This is a genomic window from Isoptericola sp. NPDC058082 (genome assembly GCF_042885055.1).
GTDB lineage: Bacteria > Actinomycetota > Actinomycetes > Actinomycetales > Cellulomonadaceae > Isoptericola.
Genome location: NZ_JBHVSQ010000009.1, coordinates 155,454 through 172,356, shown reverse-complemented (window position 1 = coordinate 172,356; position 16,903 = coordinate 155,454). Strand labels below are relative to the sequence as shown.

The 16,903-nt window shown below is 74.8% G+C and carries 18 protein-coding genes; 11 read left to right on the top strand and 7 right to left on the bottom strand.

The features are described 5' to 3' along the window. Positions 1 to 117: 117 nt before the first annotated feature. Positions 118 to 921, bottom strand: coding sequence for an HAD family hydrolase (locus tag ACFVS0_RS14030; protein ID WP_430550613.1), 804 nt, complete (start codon positions 919 to 921; stop codon positions 118 to 120). Between the two features lie 35 nt (positions 922 to 956). Here ACFVS0_RS14030 and ACFVS0_RS14025 point away from each other — a divergent pair, with 35 nt between their 5' ends. Beyond that, positions 957 to 1,229, top strand: a complete 273-nt coding sequence (locus ACFVS0_RS14025) for a glutaredoxin family protein (protein ID WP_430564350.1) — start codon at positions 957 to 959, stop codon at positions 1,227 to 1,229. Positions 1,230 to 1,261: 32 nt separating this feature from the next. Then, entirely contained in the window at positions 1,262 to 1,924 is a 663-nt protein-coding gene (locus ACFVS0_RS14020; RefSeq protein ID WP_430550611.1) for a redox-sensing transcriptional repressor Rex, read from the top strand. Between the two features lie 119 nt (positions 1,925 to 2,043). Here the strand turns inward: ACFVS0_RS14020 and ACFVS0_RS14015 are convergent, their stop codons facing one another. After that, complete coding sequence (locus tag ACFVS0_RS14015; RefSeq protein WP_430550610.1) at positions 2,044 to 2,592, bottom strand: YceI family protein; 549 nt, start codon at positions 2,590 to 2,592, stop codon at positions 2,044 to 2,046. A gap of 102 nt (positions 2,593 to 2,694) precedes the next feature. On the opposite strand from ACFVS0_RS14015, the gene ACFVS0_RS14010 reads away from it, so the two are divergent. The 6 genes from ACFVS0_RS14010 to ccsB all read left to right on the top strand — a co-directional run bounded on the left by ACFVS0_RS14010 (position 2,695) and on the right by ccsB (position 8,202). Continuing rightward, positions 2,695 to 3,201, top strand: a complete 507-nt coding sequence (locus tag ACFVS0_RS14010) for a MarR family winged helix-turn-helix transcriptional regulator (RefSeq protein ID WP_430588297.1) — start codon at positions 2,695 to 2,697, stop codon at positions 3,199 to 3,201. A gap of 169 nt (positions 3,202 to 3,370) precedes the next feature. Beyond that, positions 3,371 to 4,015 carry a histidine phosphatase family protein gene (locus ACFVS0_RS14005; protein WP_430564348.1) on the top strand — a complete coding sequence of 215 codons (645 nt, stop codon included), beginning with the start codon at positions 3,371 to 3,373 and terminating at the stop codon, positions 4,013 to 4,015. Then, entirely contained in the window at positions 4,015 to 4,635 is a 621-nt protein-coding gene (locus ACFVS0_RS14000; RefSeq protein ID WP_430550607.1) for a TlpA family protein disulfide reductase, read from the top strand. The genes ACFVS0_RS14005 and ACFVS0_RS14000 overlap by 1 nt, the downstream gene beginning before the upstream one ends. Further along, on the top strand, positions 4,635 to 5,414 hold the full coding sequence (locus tag ACFVS0_RS13995; protein ID WP_430564347.1) for a cytochrome c biogenesis CcdA family protein: 780 nt from the start codon (positions 4,635 to 4,637) through the stop codon (positions 5,412 to 5,414). Before ACFVS0_RS14000 ends, ACFVS0_RS13995 begins: the two co-directional genes overlap by 1 nt. Then, positions 5,414 to 7,198 (top strand): cytochrome c biogenesis protein ResB, encoded by a 1,785-nt coding sequence (locus ACFVS0_RS13990; protein WP_430550605.1) that lies wholly within the window; start codon positions 5,414 to 5,416, stop codon positions 7,196 to 7,198. Before ACFVS0_RS13995 ends, ACFVS0_RS13990 begins: the two co-directional genes overlap by 1 nt. A 2-nt stretch (positions 7,199 to 7,200) precedes the next feature. Continuing rightward, positions 7,201 to 8,202: a c-type cytochrome biogenesis protein CcsB gene (gene ccsB / locus ACFVS0_RS13985; RefSeq protein ID WP_430585311.1), complete on the top strand. Its 1,002-nt coding sequence runs from the start codon at positions 7,201 to 7,203 to the stop codon at positions 8,200 to 8,202. A gap of 102 nt (positions 8,203 to 8,304) precedes the next feature. Here the strand turns inward: ccsB and ACFVS0_RS13980 are convergent, their stop codons facing one another. Further along, positions 8,305 to 8,661 (bottom strand): PLD nuclease N-terminal domain-containing protein, encoded by a 357-nt coding sequence (locus ACFVS0_RS13980; RefSeq protein WP_430550603.1) that lies wholly within the window; start codon positions 8,659 to 8,661, stop codon positions 8,305 to 8,307. A 55-nt stretch (positions 8,662 to 8,716) separates the two neighbouring features. Here ACFVS0_RS13980 and ACFVS0_RS13975 point away from each other — a divergent pair, with 55 nt between their 5' ends. Further along, positions 8,717 to 8,992 (top strand): DUF4229 domain-containing protein, encoded by a 276-nt coding sequence (locus ACFVS0_RS13975; protein ID WP_430564345.1) that lies wholly within the window; start codon positions 8,717 to 8,719, stop codon positions 8,990 to 8,992. Between the two features lie 19 nt (positions 8,993 to 9,011). On the opposite strand, the gene ACFVS0_RS13970 is transcribed toward ACFVS0_RS13975, so the two are convergent. Together ACFVS0_RS13970 and ACFVS0_RS13965 are read right to left on the bottom strand one after the other, a co-directional pair. Beyond that, entirely contained in the window at positions 9,012 to 9,881 is an 870-nt protein-coding gene (locus tag ACFVS0_RS13970; protein WP_430550601.1) for a 1,4-dihydroxy-2-naphthoate polyprenyltransferase, read from the bottom strand. Positions 9,882 to 9,930: 49 nt separating this feature from the next. Next, on the bottom strand, positions 9,931 to 11,136 hold the full coding sequence (locus ACFVS0_RS13965; RefSeq protein ID WP_430588296.1) for an AMP-binding protein: 1,206 nt from the start codon (positions 11,134 to 11,136) through the stop codon (positions 9,931 to 9,933). 132 nt (positions 11,137 to 11,268) lie between these two features. Between ACFVS0_RS13965 and ACFVS0_RS13960 the strand changes: the two genes are divergently transcribed. Continuing rightward, positions 11,269 to 12,381: a DUF3048 domain-containing protein gene (locus tag ACFVS0_RS13960; protein ID WP_430588295.1), complete on the top strand. Its 1,113-nt coding sequence runs from the start codon at positions 11,269 to 11,271 to the stop codon at positions 12,379 to 12,381. A 76-nt stretch (positions 12,382 to 12,457) separates the two neighbouring features. Then, on the top strand, positions 12,458 to 13,519 hold the full coding sequence (locus ACFVS0_RS13955) for a DUF3048 domain-containing protein (protein ID WP_430588294.1): 1,062 nt from the start codon (positions 12,458 to 12,460) through the stop codon (positions 13,517 to 13,519). A 31-nt stretch (positions 13,520 to 13,550) separates the two neighbouring features. Here ACFVS0_RS13955 and ACFVS0_RS13950 read toward each other — a convergent pair whose 3' ends face one another. Both ACFVS0_RS13950 and ACFVS0_RS13945 read right to left on the bottom strand, forming a co-directional pair. Continuing rightward, complete coding sequence (locus ACFVS0_RS13950) at positions 13,551 to 15,185, bottom strand: PQQ-binding-like beta-propeller repeat protein (protein WP_430588293.1); 1,635 nt, start codon at positions 15,183 to 15,185, stop codon at positions 13,551 to 13,553. 22 nt (positions 15,186 to 15,207) lie between these two features. Then, a complete protein-coding gene (locus ACFVS0_RS13945; protein WP_430588292.1) occupies positions 15,208 to 16,824 on the bottom strand; it encodes a PQQ-binding-like beta-propeller repeat protein in 1,617 nt (538 codons plus the stop codon). Positions 16,825 to 16,903: the final 79 nt, after the last annotated feature.

Below are 16,903 nucleotides of genomic sequence, written 5' to 3'. Positions count from 1 at the left end.
GGTACGTGTCGGGCGCGGGCTTGGGCGCCAAGTGCTCTCGCGCCGGCCACTTTCCCTCCCCACCCCCCCCCCCCCCCCCCTGCCTCCCCCGGGCCCGTTCGGTGTCCGGGGTCGGGGTCAGCGGCCCTGCAGCCGCCGGCGGATGCTGCGCAGCACGAGCCCGGCGACCCAGGCGGCGCCGGCCCACGACGCCGTCTTCATGCCCCGGCCGGCCACGCGCCGTCCGCGGCCGCGGAACTCGCGGATGGGCCAGCCGACCTCCTTGGCGTGCCGGCGCAGGCGCGCGTCGGGGTTGATGGGGCACGGGTGCCCGACGGTGCGCATCATCGGCAGGTCGTTGAGCGAGTCGCCGTACGCGTACGAGGCGGAGAGGTCGATGCCCTCGCGGTCGGCGAGCTCGCGGACGGCGGCGGCCTTCGCCTCGCCGTGCATGAGGTCGCCCACGAGGCGGCCGGTGTAGAAACCGCCGGAGTGCTCCCCGATGGTGCCGAGGCACCCCGTGGCGCCGAGGCGGCGGGCGATGAGGCCGCCGATCTCGACCGGCGTCGCGGTCACGAGCCACACCTGGTCGCCGGCGGCCAGGTGCTCGTCGAGCAGCCGCTTGGTGCCCGGGAAGATGCGCAGCTCGAGCACGGTGTCGTACACGTCCTCGCCCACCGCGGTGATCTCCGCCACCGAACGGCCGGCGATGAGCGACAGCGCGCGGCTGCGCACCGTCTCGATCTGGGAGCGGGACTCGCCGAACACGAGGTACTTCGCCTGGATCAGCGCGAACCGCAGCAGGTCGCGGGTGCCGAAGAACCGGCGCTGGTACAGGGCGCGCGCGAGGTGGAAGGCGCTGGCGCCCCGGATGATGGTGTTGTCGACGTCGAAGAAGGCTGCGGCGCGCGCCGGCGGGGACGACTCGGCGGGCGACGGCATGCGGTCCACTGTATCGGCGCGGATACGCTGTGCAGGTGAGCAGGCCGCAGGGATCCGCAGGTGAACCCCGGGTGCTGCTGTACACGCGTGTCGGTTGCCACCTGTGCGAGGAGGCTCGGGCGGTGGTCGCGGACGTGTGCGGCGCGGCGGGGGAGACGTGGCGGGAGGTCGACATCGACGTCGACGGTCCCGGTGGTGACCTGGTGGGCAAGTACGGGGACTACGTGCCCGTCGTCGAGGTGGACGGCGTGCAGCAGGGCTTCTGGCGGGTGGACGGCGCGCGGCTGGCGCGGCGGCTGGCTCGCTGAGCCCCGGGAGAGGACGACAGGGTGATCCAGCAGTGATCGAGCTCGGTGAGGCGACGGTGCCGGCCGCGACGGTGGCGAGGCTGCCGTACTACCTGCGCGCCCTGCGCGACCTGGCGGAGGGCGGTGTGACGACGACGTCGTCGTCGGAGCTGGCGGAGCGGTCCGGGGTGGGGTCGGCGCAGCTGCGCAAGGACCTGTCCTACCTCGGGTCGTTCGGCACGCGCGGCGTGGGCTACGACGTGCAGTCGTTGGCGCAGTACATCGCGACGGCGCTGGGGCTCGAGTCCGAGCACCGGCTGGCGATCGTCGGCATCGGCAACCTGGGGCACGCCCTGGCGAACTACTCGGGGTACGCGGCCCGAGGGTTCCAGGTGGTGGCGCTGCTGGACGCCGACCCGCAGGTGGTGGGGAACTCCGCGGCGGGGCTGACGATCGAGCACGTCGACGCGCTGGAGGACGTCCTCGCGCGCACCGGCGTGTCGATGGTGGTGCTGGCGACCCCCGGGCCGGTGGCGCAGGCCATCGCCGAACGGATCGTGGCGTGCGGCGTGCGGGAGATCCTGTCCTTCGCACCGGTGGCGCTGCAGCTGCCCGACGACGTCGTCGTGCGCTCGGTGGACGTGGCCGGCGAGCTGCAGATCCTCGCGTTCCACGCCGCGGCCCGTGCGGCGACCAACGGAGCCCCCGCGAGGTAGTCCCGGAGTCGCCGAGGTAGTTCAGACATGGCCCAGGTCGTCCGAAGGGGCGGCCCGCATATCCGCGGGCCGCCCCTTCGAACTATCTGGGCAGATCTCGAACTGCCTCGGCGAGAGGGTCAGCTCTGCTTGATGGCCGAGACGTCGAGGGCGATCTTGACCTTGTCGCCCACGAGGACGCCGCCGGTCTCCAGCGCGGCGTTCCAGGTCAGGCCGTAGTCCTTGCGCGAGATCTCGATCTGGGACTCGAAGCCGGCGCGCGGGTTGCCGAACGGGTCGGTGGCGGTGCCGGTGAACTCGGTGGGCAGCTCGACCGTGTTGGTGACGCCGTTGATGGTGAGGTCGCCGGTGATCGTGTAGTCGTCACCGTCGGTGGAGATGCCCTTGGAGGCGAAGGACCAGACCGGCTTCTCCTCGGCGTGCCAGAAGTCGGCGCTCTTCAGGTGGCCGTCGCGGTTCTCGTCGCCGGTGTTGACCGACGCGGCGTCGAGCTCGGCGGAGACGGCCGTCGACTCGAGGTCGTCGCCCACGGTGATGGCGCCGGACGAGATGGCGATCGTGCCGCGCACCTTGGCGATCCCGGCGTGGCGCACGGCGAACGAGGCGGTCGAGTGGGCGGTGTCGATGGCGTAGGTACCGGCGGTCAGGCCTGCGGGCAGCGCGGTCATGGTGTCTCCCTCGGGTTGGGTCGTGCTGACTGTCACCAAGATAGTTGATGAATCAACTATCGTCACGGGGGGTGGAACGCGCCGCTCTCGTAACCTATTCCCGTGGGTGCGACGAGAGTGCAGGAGCGCGACGACGAGGGCCGCGCGGACGTGCGCTGGCTCGACGAGCAGCAGCAGTGGGCGTGGCGACGGTTCCTCGAGGGGACGTCACGCTTCTTCGAGGCGCTGGGGGACGCGCACGACGAGGGGCTGCCGGTCACGCTCGGCGAGTACCACCTGCTGGTGCAGCTCTCCGAGGCGTCGGGCAGGACGCTGCGGATGTCGGCGCTCGCGGACTTCCTCGCGCTGTCGCGCAGCCGCCTGACGCACACGGTCGACCGGATGGAGCGGCGCGGGCTCGTGGTCCGCACGCCCGTGCCCGGGGACCGGCGCGGGGTGAACTGCGTCATGACCGACGCCGGGTACGCGGCGCTCGTCGACGCCGCGCCGGGCCATGTGACCGCGGTCCGGCGCCTGCTGGTCGACGCCCTCACCGACGAGGAGTTCGCGACCCTGGGCCGTGCCATGGCGAAGGTGGCGGACGTGGCCAGGGGGCCCGCGGCGCCCTAGTCGCTCTGCGGCACGGCGGCACGGCGATGGAGGTGGCCAACTGGTCCACCGCCGACGGTGAGCCCCGCAGTGTCGGCGACGGCCCGTCGGCCCGTGCCGGTCGCGTGAGGGTCGTCACGTCATGCTGGACGGGACCTGGGTACGCCGCCGGTCTGGGACACTGGGACCCATGGCCACCACCACCGTCCATCTCGTACGGCACGGCGAGGTCCACAACCCGGACGGCGTCCTCTACGGGCGCATCCCCGGCTACCGCCTGTCCGACCGCGGCCAGGCGATGGCGCGCCGCGTGGCGCAGCACCTGTCCGGCGCGGGCCGCGACGTCGTCGCCGTCGTCGCCTCCCCGCTGCAGCGTGCGCAGGAGACCGCGACGCCGACGGCCGAGGCTTTCGGCCTGACCCTCGCCACCGACCACCGGCTCGTCGAGGCGGGGAACCACTTCGAGGGCACGACGATCGGGAAGAACCCGGGGCAGCTCGCCCACCCGAAGTACTGGCGCTACCTGTGGAACCCGCTCCGCCCGTCGTGGGGCGAGCCGTACGCGGACCAGGTGACCCGGATGCGTGCCGCCGTGGACGACGCGCGTCGTGCCTACGAGGGCCACGAGGTCGTGCTGGTCAGCCACCAGCTCCCGGTCTGGGTCACCCGGCGGTCGTACGAGGGCGGCTCCCTGGCGCACGACCCCCGCCACCGTCAGTGCGCCCTGGCGTCGATGACCTCGCTGCGGTTCGACGGCGAGACGTTCGTGGGCCTGCACTACACCGAGCCCGCCGCCGACCTGCTCGCCGGCGCCGACCCCGTGCCGGGGGCGTGATGCGCACCGCTCGCCCGCGCGCGCTCCGCCGCGCCTCGGCGGCCGTCGGCGCCGTCCTCGCCCTCGGGCTCCTCGCCGCGTGCGGCGCCCAGGACTCGGGCGCCGGCGACGTCGTCGGACAGGGCTTCGTCTCCGGCGACGGCTCCGTGAAGCAGTGGGACGCGGGGGACCGCGAGGACGCCGTGACCGTCGAGGGCACGTCGTTCGAGGGCGACGAGGTCAGCACGGCCGACTGGCTCGGCGACGTCGTCGTGGTCAACACCTGGTACGCCGGGTGCGCGCCGTGCCGCGCCGAGGCCCCCGACCTCGTGGCGCTCGCGAACGAGCGCGAGGCCGACGGCGTACGCGTGCTGGGCATCAACACCGAGGACGAGGCGGGCGCCGCCACCTCGTTCCAGCGCACCTTCGACGTGCCCTACCCGTCCATCGAGGACCGCAGCGGCCAGGTCGTGGCCAGGCTCTCCGGCGTCGTGCCGCTGCAGGCCGTGCCGTCCACCGTCGTGCTCGACGCCGAGGGCCGGGTCGCGGCGCGCGTCATCGGGCAGGCGGAGGCGTCCACGCTCGACGCGATCGTCGACGAGGTGCTCGCCGAGTCGGGCGACGGCGCGAAGGGCGCCTGATGGGCGAGACCTTCGCGACCACGGTGTTCAGCGGCTCGATGTTGCTGGCGCTGCCCGTGGCGCTGATCGCCGGCCTCGTGTCGTTCGCCTCGCCGTGCGTGCTGCCCCTGGTGCCCGGCTACGTCGGGTACGTGAGCGGCATGGCCGCCGCGTCGGCCGGGACGGGCGCGAAGGGCCGGCCCGGGGTGCCCCAGGACCCGGCCCGGCGCCGCGTCGTCGCCGGCGTGGCGCTCTTCGTCCTCGGCTTCACCGCGGTGTTCGTGGCGTTCATGGCAGCCGCGGGGGCGATCGGCTCCTACCTGGTGCAGTGGGAGGGCACGATCATGCGTGTCCTCGGGGTCGTCGTGATCCTCATGGGTCTCGCCTTCCTCGGCGCCGTGCCGTTCCTGCAGCGGGAGCGGCGCATGCACCTGAGCCCCCGGGCGGGCCTGTGGGGCGCGCCGCTGCTGGGCGTGGTGTTCGGCCTCGGCTGGACCCCCTGCATCGGCCCGACGCTCGCGGCCGTGCAGACGCTGGCGCTCGACCAGGCGTCGGCCGGCCGCGGTCTGGTGCTCGGCGTCGCGTACTGCGTCGGGCTGGGCGTGCCCTTCCTCCTGGTCGCGCTCGGGCTGCAGTCCTCGCAGCGCATGCTCGGCTTCCTGCGCCGGCACCGCCTGGGCATCCAGCGCGCGGGCGGCGCCCTGCTGGTGCTGGTCGGCCTGGCGCTGGTCACGGGGCTGTGGTCCTCGTGGACCAGCCAGCTCCAGGGCTGGATCGGCGGATTCGTGACGGTGGTGTGATGAGCGAGAAGGCGACGTACCGACCGGAGGGCATCAACGACGCGTTCGTCGAGGGCCGCGCCGACGCCGGGCCCTCGTCCCCCGCCGAGGGGCCGGCCAAGCCCGCCGGCCCGAACCTGCCGACGCTGGGCTGGCGCGGCATGCTGCGCTGGACGTGGCGCCAGCTCACGAGCATGCGCGTGGCGCTCATGCTGCTCATGCTGCTCGCCGTCGCGGCGGTGCCCGGCTCGGTGCTGCCGCAGCGCGGCCAGGACGCCGCCGCGGTGCTCGAGTACCTCGGCGACCACCCCACGCTGGGGGAGTGGCTGGACCGGTTCGGCTTCTTCGAGGTCTACAGCTCGGTCTGGTTCTCGGCGATCTACATCCTGCTGTTCGTGTCGCTCGTGGGCTGCATCGTGCCGCGCACGCTCGCGCACGCCCGCAACCTGCGGAACCGGCCGCCGAAGACGCCGGTCAGGTTCGGCCGGTTCCCCGCCACGGCCGAGGCCAGCACGACGGCCTCGCCCGACGAGGTCGTCGAGGCCGTGGCCGGCCACCTGCGCGGCCCCTTGCGCCGCCTGCCCACGTTCCGCGTCGACGTCGGGTCGGAGGAGCCGCGCCTCGGCCGGCCCGCCACCCGCACGGTGGCCGCGGAGCGCGGCTACCTGCGCGAGACCGGCAACCTCGTGTTCCACCTCGCGCTGCTCGGCCTGCTCGTCTCCGTCGCCCTCGGTCAGTTGCTCCACTACCGCGGCCAGGCGATCGTCACGGAGGGCCGCGGCTTCGCCAACGCGGTCGTCGACTACGACACCTTCGACAAGGGCGCGTGGTTCCAGCCGTCGTCGCTGTCGCCGTTCTCGATGACGCTCGACTCGTTCGACTCCGAGTTCGCCTCCGACACCGTGGCCTTCGCGCAGGCGCGCGACTTCACCGCCCACGTGACGGTCACCGAGCCGGACGGCGGGCAGCACTCCGACCAGATCAAGGTGAACTCCCCGCTGACGGTCGACGGCGCCAAGATCTACCTCCAGGGCAACGGGTTCGCCCCGGAGATCACCGTCAAGGACGGCGCCGGCGAGATGGCGTTCTCCGGCCGCGTCCCGTTCCTGCCCGAGGACACCATGTACACGTCGCGCGGCGTCGTGAAGGTCCCGGACGTCTCCGACGGGCAGGAGCAGATCGGCCTGGTCGGGTACTTCCTGCCCACCGCCGTCGTCGAGGCGGACGGCTCGGCCCGCTCCGTCTTCCCGCAGCCCCAGAACCCGCTCATGGTGCTCGAGGTGTTCCGCGGCGACCTGGGCCTGGACGACGGCGTGCCGCAGAACGTGTACCGCCTCGACACCGCCTCGCTCACGCCGTCGACGGACGAGGACGGCGAGACGATCAAGCTGCTCGTGAAGCCCGGGGAGACGGTCGAGCTGCCCGACGGCCTCGGCACCGTCACCCTCGGCGAGGCGGTGCCGCGCTACGTCGCGCTCGACCTGCGCTACGACCCCTCGCTCGCCTGGGTGCTGACGTTCTCCCTGCTGGCCCTCGCCGGCCTCGCGGTCTCGCTGTTCACGCCGCGCCGCCGCGTGTGGGTGCGATCATGGGAGACCACGGACGACGACGGCCGGGCCGTCACGCACGTCGAGCTCGCCGGGCTCGCGCGCGGGGACGACGCCGGCCTGCAGCGCGAGGTCGACAAGGCCCTGGCAGCGGTGCCGGGGCTCGCCGACGGCACGAGTGACGACGACAAGCCCGACGACAAGCCCGACGACGACCAGCTCGCCGCCGACCACCAGAGAACCGCCACGGAGGACTGACCATGCAGATCGCCGAGCTGAGCGTGCTGCTCGTGTGGGGCGCCGCCACGGCGCTCACGATCGCGCTCGTCGCGTTCGCGATCGACCTGGGCCGCCGCACGGAGGCGCGGGCCGAGGCCCACGCCGAGGCGCGCACGCCCGCGGCGGTGGGGGCCGGGTCCCGGCCTGGACCCGCGCCTGCCGCGAGCACCCCGGGGACGGCGGGGGACACCGCCCCCGCGCGCCGTCGTGCTGCCGGCATCGCGATGTCGACCACGTGGCTGGGCACGGCGATGCTCCTCGTGGCGATCGTGCTGCGCGGGTTCGCCGCGGGCCGCACGCCGTGGGCCAACATGTACGAGTTCACCCTGGTGGGGTCGTTCATGGCCCTCGCCGTGTTCCTCGGCATGAACGTCCGCAAGGACTTCAAGTTCCTCGGCGCGTTCGTCACCGGCCTGACGGTGCTCTTCCTCGTGCTCGGCCTCAACGTCTTCTACGTCGCCGCCATGGGCGTGCAGCCGGCGCTGCAGAACTACTGGCTCGTCATCCACGTGGGCGTGGCGATCAGCGCCACCGGCATCTTCACCGTCGCGTTCGTCGCGTCGGTGCTGCAGCTCCTGCGCGACAGCCGCGACACCGGCTCCCCGTACCTGCAGCGGCCCGGCTTCCGCTGGCTCGACCGCGTGCCGACCCCCACCTCGCTCGAGGCGCTGTCGTTCCGGCTCAACGCCGTCGGCTTCGTGCTGTGGACCTTCACCATCATCGGCGGCGCGATCTGGGCCGAGCACGCCTGGGGCCGCTACTGGGGCTGGGACCCCAAGGAGGTCTGGAGCTTCGTCATCTGGGTCGTGTACGCGGCGTACCTGCACGCCCGCACCACCCGCGGCTGGGACGGCCGCCGCGCCGCGTGGTTCGTGATCGTCGGCTACCTGTGCGTGCTGTTCAACTTCACCGGCGTGAACCTGATCTTCAACGGCAAGCACTCGTACTCGGGGCTCAACACCGACAGCACCGGCGGCGCCTGACGCCACTCGGCCGCTGCGAGCGCGAAAGAGGGGACTGTCCGCTACCGGACAGTCCCCTCTTTCGCGCTCACAACGGCCGCTCACGGCGTCCGCTCACGGCGTCTAGGGAGCGTCGCCGTTGCCGCCGCCCTCGCGCTCGCGGCGGCGCTTCTCCTGCTCGAGGCGCCAGAGGAACTCCGGGTCGTCGTCGGGCGCCACGGGACCGGACGGACGGCGCGGGCCGGACGGTCCGGGACGCCGCCGGCGGGACGTCGGGCCGCGGCCGCCGGAGGCGCGGCGGGCGGACTGCTTGACGACGATCCACGCGACGGCGCCGAAGATCGGCAGCAGCACGATGATCACCGCCCAGAGCCAGCGGGGGAGGCCGCCGCGCTCGTCCTCCTCGGAGCCGAACAGGTCGAGCAGGGCGTACAGGGCGAGCCCCACCACGAGGAGGGGCAGGATCACACGCGCGAACATGCCTCCAGCCTAGTTCGGCGTCGGGATGCTCAGGAATCGCGCCTACCCTGGAAGCGTGCCCCTCGTCATGTACACCGTCTGGCGGATCCTGCTGTTCGTCGCCGCCCTCGGCGCCGGCTACCTGCTCGGCCTGCGCAGCTGGCTCCTCGTCCTGGTCGCCGCCGTCGTGGCGTTCGCCGTCTCGTACCTCGCGCTGAGCAAGCCACGGGACGCCGCGGCGCGCTGGCTCGCGGAGAAGGAGCAGCGGCGCAAGGACGGCGCCGACAAGCACGACGTCGACACCGACTACGAGGACTCCGTCGTGGACCGGGAGCACCCCACGGCCGGTTGAGCGGGCGGGTGTGCCGGCGTCAGAGCGCCAGGCCGACGGCCAGCAGCACGCCGTAGGCGAGCTCGAACATCCCGGTGCCGGCGAGCACCTTCACGAGCAGCGGCCCGCGCGCCCCGGCGATCACCGGGGCCACGAGCAGCGCGGCGGGCAGCAGCAGCACCGTGACGAGCAGCGCCCACGGCGACCACGCCGCGCACACCATGCCCAGCACCACGGGCAGCAGGATGCAGCCGGCGTACCAGCGCCGGGCGCGGTGGTCGCCCAGGCGCACGGCGAGGGTCCGCTTGCCCGCGACGACGTCGGTCGGGATGTCGCGCACGTTGTTCACCATGAGCAGCCCGCAGGCGATCAGGCCGACGCCGACCGCTCCCAGCACGGACGGCCACGTGAGGGTGTCCGCCTGGGTGTACGTGGTGCCGAGCGTCGCGACGAGCCCGAAGAACACGAAGACGCCCACCTCGCCCAGCCCCGCGTAGCCGTACGGGTGCTTGCCGCCCGTGTAGTACCAGGCGGCCAGCACGCAGAGCACGCCCACCGCGAGCAGCCACCAGTGCCCGCTGACGGCGCACAGCGCGAGGCCGAGCACCCCGGCGACCCCGAACGACGCGAACGCGGCCCCCTTGACGCGGCGGGGCGGCGCGATGCCGGACGCCGTGAGGCGCAACGGACCCACCCGGTCGACGTCCGTACCGCGCACGCCGTCCGAGTAGTCGTTGGCGTAGTTGACCCCCACCTGCAGGGCGAGCGCGACGCCGAGGGCGAGGACGGCGGGCAGCCAGGCGAAGGCTCCCACGTCCGCCGCGGCGCCCGACCCGATCAGCACCGGCGCGGCCGCGGCCGGCAGGGTGCGGGGGCGTGCTCCGGCGATCCACTCGCTCGTCGTGGCCATGCTTCTCCGTCCGTCGGTGCGGCGCCGGGGCGTCGCGTGCGCGAGCAGGTCAGGCGTGCGCCTCGTGCTCGCGGACGAGGGCGACGACGCCGCTGCGGTCCACCTTGCCGGGGCCGCGCAGCGGGAGCGCGGCCGTGCGGTACACGCGGCGGGGCGCGGACGGCGCACCCAGCCTAGTCGTCGCGGCGGACCGGACCCGCGCCAGCGCGTCGTCGTCCACGGGCACGAGCCGCGGCCCGCTCGGCCCGGTCGACGCGGCCGGGGACGCGACCACGGCCACGAGCGCCTGCCCCCACTCGGCGTCGGGCACGCCGACGACGCACGCCTCGCCGTCGAGCAGCTCGCCGACGAGCGCCTCGACGGGCGCCGGCGCCACGTTCACGCCGCCGGTGACGACGACGTCGTCCGCCCGGCCGAGCACCTGCAGCGTGCCGTCCGGGCGCAGCCGGCCGAGGTCGGACGTGCGGAACCAGCGGGCGCCGTCCGGGTCGGTGCGGAACGCCGCGGCCGTGGCGGCGTCGTCGCCCAGGTACCCGGCCGCGAGCGTGGGCCCGCCCAGCTCGACGACCCCCACCTCTCCTGAGGGCTCGGGGGGGACGAGGCGGACCCGGACGCCGCGCAGGGGCGCGCCGTCGTACACGCAGCCGCCGGCGGTCTCCGACATGCCGTAGGTCGTCACGACGCTCACGCCCGCCTCCGCGGCGCGGGCGAGCAGCGGGGGCGGGGTCGCCGCGCCGCCGAGCAGCACCGCCGCGCAGCGGGCCAGCGCCGCCAGCCCGCGGGGCGCGCCGTCCTGGGCGGCGGCGAGCAGGCGGTGCACCTGGGTGGGCACCAGCGACACGTACACCGGGTCGTCGCCGGCGGCGTCGAGGGTGGGTTCGAGCAGGTCGGCCAGGCCGTCGGGCGTGAACCGCGCGTCCGGGTCGGCCGCCGCCAGGGGGGTGCCGGCGAGCGCCGACCGCACCAGCACCTGCAGGCCCGCCACGTGCGTCGGCGGCAGCGTCAGCACCCACCGTCCGGGGCCGCCCAGTCGCTCGTGGGTGGCCGACGCGGACGCGCGCAGCGCGGCGGCGGGCAGCGCGACCTCGCGGGGCGTCCCCGTCGACCCGGACGTGCGCACCAGCAGCGCCGTGCCCGGCGGCACGGGGGCCGCCGTCGTGCGAGGGAGCGGCACGACGGCAGGGCCGCCGTCGAGCGCGGCGCGCACGGCGTCGCGGAGCACGCCGACGGACGGGGGGAGCGAGGGGCGGGGCACCGCACCAGCGTAGGTCCGGGTCGGTCCGGGTCGGTCCGGGTCCCGTCCGGGTCGCGGCAGGCCTGCCGTAGGGTGGCACGGTCCTGGCCCGGGAGCCCCTGGGCCGCACGCACGTCGAGGAGGACGCCGAGGATGCCCACGAAGCCCGCAGGCGCACCCCGTGGCGCCCGGACCGGGGCCGTCGGCGCGATCGTCGCGCTCGCCCTGCTGGCCACGGCCGCCTGCGGCGCCGGCGAGCCCGCCGCGCCGCCCACCGTCACCGCCGCACCGGACGTCTCCCTGCCGAAGGCGGCACCGCCCGACCCCGTGAAGCCGAAGCCGGCACCGAAGCCGAAGCCCGCGGTGTGGCCGCTCAACGGCAGGCAGACCGGGACGAAGAAGGTCCCTTCCAGGCCGGCCGTCGCGGTGAAGATCGAGAACTCGTCGCAGGCACGACCGCAGTCCGGGCTGCAGCAGGCGGACATCGTGTGGGAGCAGGTGGTCGAGGGCGGCATCAGCCGGTACGTCGCCGTGTACCACTCGAAGCTGCCCGGCACCGTCGGTCCCGTCCGGTCCGTGCGCCCCATGGACCCGGGCATCGTCGCGCCGATGCACGGCATCCTGGCCTACTCCGGCGGGCAGCCGCCGTTCGTCCGCGCCGTGGGGAAGGCGAAGGTCCAGTCCGTGACCATGGACGGCGGCGACCCTGGCTTCCGGCGCAGCGGCGACCGGGCTGCGCCGCACAACGTGTACGGGTCCGTGAAGGCGTTCGCGAAGCAGGCGACCAAGAGCCGGGCGACCCCGCCGCCCGCGCAGTTCTCGTACGCCGCCAAGGTCGGCCAGGGGTCCGCCGCGAAGAACGACCGGAAGGGTCGCGTGGCCGACGTCCGGCTCTCCCCGGCGCAGCGCACCGTGTGGCGGTGGAAGGCGAAGACGAAGACGTACGCCCGCTACGACGGCTCGGCCCCCTCGATCTCCTCCGGGAGCCAGCTGCGGGCCCGCAACGTGCTGCTCCTGTCCGTGAAGCTGAAGAACACGAGGTACCGCGACCCGAGCGGCGCCCCCGTGCCCGAGACGCAGATGGTGGGCCGCGGCAAGGGCGTGCTCCTCACCCGCGGCAAGGCGCTCAGCGTGATCTGGTCGAAGAAGTCGACGAGCAAGAAGCTGGTGCTGAAGACCCGCGGGGGCGACCCCGTCCGCCTCGACCCGGGCAACCTGTGGGTCGAGCTCGTCCCACGCGGCACCGGGTCGTGGCGGGTGCGTTGACGCCGGATCGGGGCGTTCCCGGCCTACGGTGAGGGCGTGTGACCGCGCGCACAGCCCGCGACCCCGGGAGAACCGTATGACCGCCACGCCCCGCCCGTCCCGCACCCGGCGCGCCGCAGCGCTGACGGTCGCCGCCGTCCTGGCTCTGGCGGCGTGCTCGTCCGGCGGGTCGCCGTCGCCGGTCGTCACGCCGGGCAGCACCGCCGACAAGGGCGCCCCGCCGTCGCCCACGATGCCGTCGGCCTGGCCGCTCACCGGGGTGCGCTCGGACGAGGTGGCGGCCCGGCCGGCGCTCGCGGTGAAGATCGAGAACGCGCCCGAGGCACGTCCGCAGACCGGCCTCGAGGACGCCGACCTGGTGTGGGAGGAGGTCGTCGAGGGCGGTATCACCCGGTTCGTCGCCGTCTACCACTCGCGGATCCCGAAGGCGGTGGAACCCGTGCGCTCGGTGCGGCCCATGGACCCCGACGTCGTCGCCCCGCTCGGCGGCATCCTCGCCTACTCGGGCGGTCAGGCGCCGTTCATCGCGGCGGTGGAGAAGTCCGGCACCCAGTCGGTGATCATGGACCGCGGCGACGCGGGCTTCTCCCGCGACCCGGGCCGCGCCGCGCCGCACAACGTCGTCGGGGACCCGAAGGCCTTCCTCGACCAGGCCGACGGCGACCGCACCGTGCCGCCGCCCGCCCAGTTCCGGTACGCGGGCGAGGCGGGCGAGGGCACCGCGGCGGCCGACGGCACGAAGGCGGCCACCCTCGACGTGACCCTCAGCCCGGCGCAGCGCAGCGTCTGGGACTGGTCCGGCGAGGAGAAGCGGTGGCTGCGCAGCGAGGGCTCGCGCGAGTCGGTGTCGTCGTCGGGGAAGCGGCACGCGGCCGTCAACGTGCTCGCGCTGTCGGTGGACGTGGTGGACACGCAGTACAAGGACCCGGCCGGCGCGCCCGTCCCGAAGACCGAGCTGGTGGGCAAGGGCAAGGGGGTGCTGGCGTCCGCCGGCAGGACGGTGTCCGTGCAGTGGTCGAAGAAGGGCCAGAGGTCGCCGGTCGAGCTGACCCGCGACGGCGAGCCGGTCGAGCTCGACCCCGGCAGCACGTGGATCGAGCTCGTCCCGAAGGACGGCGGGAGCTGGACGGCGTCCTGACGGCGACGACCGCCGACCGACCGCGCCGCGGCTAGGCCCCGCCGAGCCCCGACAGGGCGTTCCCGAGGGTCACGGGAGTGCCGCCGGCGGAGAACAGCCCCCACAGCACACCCGTGCCGGTCCGTTCCCACGCCGTGCTGCCGTCCCGCAGGTCGAGCGCGACCAGGCGGTGGGGCGCGTCCGCGCCGTCGTCGGACCACGAGGCCGGGGAGATCGCGAGCAGCAGGCGGGTGCCGTCGGTGACGGCGCCCGCGACCGTCTCGCCGTCCTCGGGGTCGCCGTCGAGCAGGTCCGTCACCCGCCACCGCTGTGCGCCGGTGCGGGCGTCGACGACCGTGAGCGACGTCTCGTCGGCGAGGACGATCGCGTCCCCGACCCGGGCGAGCGGCGTCGTGAGGGGGGCGACGGAGACCGACCAGGTGGGCGCCCCGTCGGCGCCGAGGGCCGCCAGCGACGAGGCGCTGCCGCCGGCGCCGACGAGGACCAGCCGCGCGCCGTCGGGCGTCGTGTCGACGAGCGGGGCGACCGCCGAGCCGTGGATCGTCTCCAGCCGCTCGCCGTGGGCGTCGCGGACCTCGCTGGTCTCGCCCTGCACCAGGAACCGGCCGCCGGGCAGCGGCACCAGCGTGTGCGCGTCGCCGCCCACGTCGAACGACCCGCCGGTCGGCGTGACCGCCCGCGTGAGGCCGCACAGGCCGAGCGTCGTCGCCGACGGCGTCGCGTCGATCCAGGGCTGCGGCGTGACGCTCACCGTCTGCTCGCCGGGGCCCTCCGTCACCCCGCACGACTCGAGGGCGTCCTCGGTGAGGGGGACCGTCACCTCGGCGCGCTCCTCCCCGGTGACGGCGTCCACGACCCGCAGGGTCGGGTCGTGCCAGCCCGTGTCGCGCAGGGCGCGCAGGAGGCTCGCGGCGTCCTCGCCCTCCGGCCACGGGACCTCGGTCACCGAGGCGGTCTCGTCGAGCACCGCGACCGTCCCGTCGGCGGCGGGGACCACCTGGGACCAGGAGTAGACGCCGGGGTCGCCCTCCCCGGGCGCGTCGACCGGCTCGAGGAGGTCGAGCTCGCGTTCGCTCAGCACCGTGCCGGCGGCGTCGAGCACCGTGACGCGGGAGGCGTCCTCGACGCAGACCACGGTGTCCACCGGGGCGCTCCAGTCGACCGGGGTCCAGGGCGTGGGCCCGCACATCGCGCCGTCGTCGAACGGGTGCTCCCACACGACGTCGCCGGTCGCCGCGTCCATCGCCCGGACGCCGTCGCCGTCGGTGACGGCCAGCACGCCGCCCGGCAGGACCGCGGCGACCGACGACTCCTCGGGGAGGGACCAGGCGACGTCGACGGGCTCGGACAGGTCGCCCACGACGCCGGGCATGCCGCGGATCGCCTCGGCGCGCTGGCGCTCGGCGCGGGCATCCAGCAGGCCCGGGGCGACGGCAGCGGTGGCGGCGGCGACCACGACGACGGCGGTGCCGCCCGCGACGGCGACGCGGCCCCGGCGGGAGAGCGTGCGCCACCGGGCGCGGGCCCGCACGATCAGGTCCGCCGGGCGCCGGCGGCTCTCGTGGGGCCGGTCGCCCGGGGCGTCGTCGGGCGCGTCCTCGCGCTCGTCGTCCGGCACGAGCTCGAAGGTGGTCATCGGCTCGGGGCGCCGGAACCTCGGAGGCATGCCCGGAGGCTACCGGCGACCGTCAGCCCAGGCCGTGCACGACGTCGTCGAACGCGACCGCGTGCCCCTCGATCGCCGTCAGCCACTCGAGGAAGCCCGTCTCCTCCCGCTCCCACACCGTGGAGCCGTCCCGGAGGTCGAGGGCGACCAGCCGGTGGTGCTCGCCGTTGCCGCTGACGCCGAACAGCAGGCGGGTGCCGTCCGTGACCGCCCCGGCGAACCAGTCGCCCGAGCCGTCGGCCGAACGCCGGAGCAGGTTGTCGCGGGCCCAGACCTGGGCGCCGGTTCCCGCGTCGAGGCCGACGAGGCCCCCCTGGGTCTGCACGACGACCACGCCCGCCACGCGGGCGAGGACGCCCTCGAGGCCGTCGGCCGTGGCATCCCACGCCTCGGCTCCGTCCGCGTCGACCGCGCTGAGCCGCAGCTCGTCGTCGACGTCGTCCTGGCCCGCGAGCACGAGGAAGGGGCCGTCGGGGTCGTCGTCCAGGACCGGCGGGAGCAGGTAGCCCGGCACCGTCGCGACGACCGTCCCGTCCTCGTCGAGCACGGTGCTCTCCTCGCCCACGGAGACGAGACCCCCGCCCGGCAGCGGTATCGCCCACCGGTCGTCCACGCCGGTGTCGAGGACGACGCCGTCGGGGGTGACGACGACCGAGGCGCCGCACACGGAGAGCGTCGTGCTCGACGGAGACGCGTCGACCATGGGTTCCGTCATCAGCTCGGGGTCGCTGTCCTCGTCCTGCGTCATCCCGCACTCGCCGAGGTCCTCCGGCCGGAGGCGCACGGTCGCCTCGCCCCGCACCTCGCCGGTGAGAGCGTCCTCCAGGCGCAGCGTCGGGTCGCGCCAGCCGTCGGCGCGGAGCTTCCGCAGGGTGTCCGCGTCGGGCAGGTCGTCCGCGGGCCAGGGCGCGGTGGCGTCGGTGATGTCGTCGACCACCGCGACCGCGCCGGCGGCTGCGGGCACCACCACCGGGGCTCCGTCCGGGGTCCCGTCGCTGAACGTGTCGATCCGTGCCGGGCCGATCGACCGCTCGCCGACGACCCCGCCGGCCGCGTCGAGCACCGTGACGGTGCGGTCGTCCGGGTCGCCGCTGAGGCAGACCACGACGTCGGCGGGCGGGACCGAGTCGCTCCGGTAGCCCCGCTGCGGGCCGCACGTCGGGAAGGGCCCGACGTCCTGCCGCCACGTCTCGCGGCCGCTGCCGGCGTCGAGCGCCGCCACGGCCGTCCCTTCGGTCGTGAGCACGAGGCCGCCGCGCAGCGCCGCCAGGGCGCCGCTGCCGTTCGTGAGCCGCCACGTCCCGGCCAACGGCTCGGACAGGTCGTCGACCGCGCCCGGGAGGCCCTGGACGGCCTCGGCGCGCAGCCTCTCGCCCCGGGCCTCCAGGATCCCCGGGGTGACGGCGGCGCCGGCCGCGGCGACCACGACGACGGCGGTCCCGGCCGCGACGGCGACGCGGCCGCGGCGGGACAGAGCGCGCCAGCGGGCGGCGGCGCGGACGCGCAGGGCGGCCAGCAGCCGTCGCGCCCGGCCGGGCTCCGGGTCGTCGGGGGCCGGAGCGGGCCAGTCCTCGAGCTCGTCGTCCGGCACGAGCTCGAAGGTGGTCATCGGCTCGGCGCGACGGAACCTCGGAGGCATGACGGGAGGCTACCGGCGGTCCGGAGGCCCGGGTGTCCGCGTCGTCCGAGCGCGCGGGTGAGATCCGGGGACGTGCCCG

Coding starts and splice junctions, on each gene's coding strand:
- ACFVS0_RS13955 (WP_430588294.1), top strand. CDS start 12,458: ATGACCGCCACGCCCCGCCCGTCCCGCACCCGGCGCGCCGCAGCGCTG.
- ACFVS0_RS13945 (WP_430588292.1), bottom strand. CDS start 16,824: ATGCCTCCGAGGTTCCGTCGCGCCGAGCCGATGACCACCTTCGAGCTC.
- ACFVS0_RS14015 (WP_430550610.1), bottom strand. CDS start 2,592: ATGACCGCGCTGCCCGCAGGCCTGACCGCCGGTACCTACGCCATCGAC.
- ACFVS0_RS13990 (WP_430550605.1), top strand. CDS start 5,414: ATGAGCGAGAAGGCGACGTACCGACCGGAGGGCATCAACGACGCGTTC.
- ACFVS0_RS13980 (WP_430550603.1), bottom strand. CDS start 8,661: ATGTTCGCGCGTGTGATCCTGCCCCTCCTCGTGGTGGGGCTCGCCCTG.
- ACFVS0_RS13960 (WP_430588295.1), top strand. CDS start 11,269: ATGCCCACGAAGCCCGCAGGCGCACCCCGTGGCGCCCGGACCGGGGCC.
- ACFVS0_RS13995 (WP_430564347.1), top strand. CDS start 4,635: ATGGGCGAGACCTTCGCGACCACGGTGTTCAGCGGCTCGATGTTGCTG.
- ACFVS0_RS14030 (WP_430550613.1), bottom strand. CDS start 921: ATGCCGTCGCCCGCCGAGTCGTCCCCGCCGGCGCGCGCCGCAGCCTTC.
- ACFVS0_RS14005 (WP_430564348.1), top strand. CDS start 3,371: ATGGCCACCACCACCGTCCATCTCGTACGGCACGGCGAGGTCCACAAC.
- ccsB (WP_430585311.1), top strand. CDS start 7,201: ATGCAGATCGCCGAGCTGAGCGTGCTGCTCGTGTGGGGCGCCGCCACG.
- ACFVS0_RS13950 (WP_430588293.1), bottom strand. CDS start 15,185: ATGCCTCCGAGGTTCCGGCGCCCCGAGCCGATGACCACCTTCGAGCTC.
- ACFVS0_RS14000 (WP_430550607.1), top strand. CDS start 4,015: ATGCGCACCGCTCGCCCGCGCGCGCTCCGCCGCGCCTCGGCGGCCGTC.
- ACFVS0_RS13970 (WP_430550601.1), bottom strand. CDS start 9,881: ATGGCCACGACGAGCGAGTGGATCGCCGGAGCACGCCCCCGCACCCTG.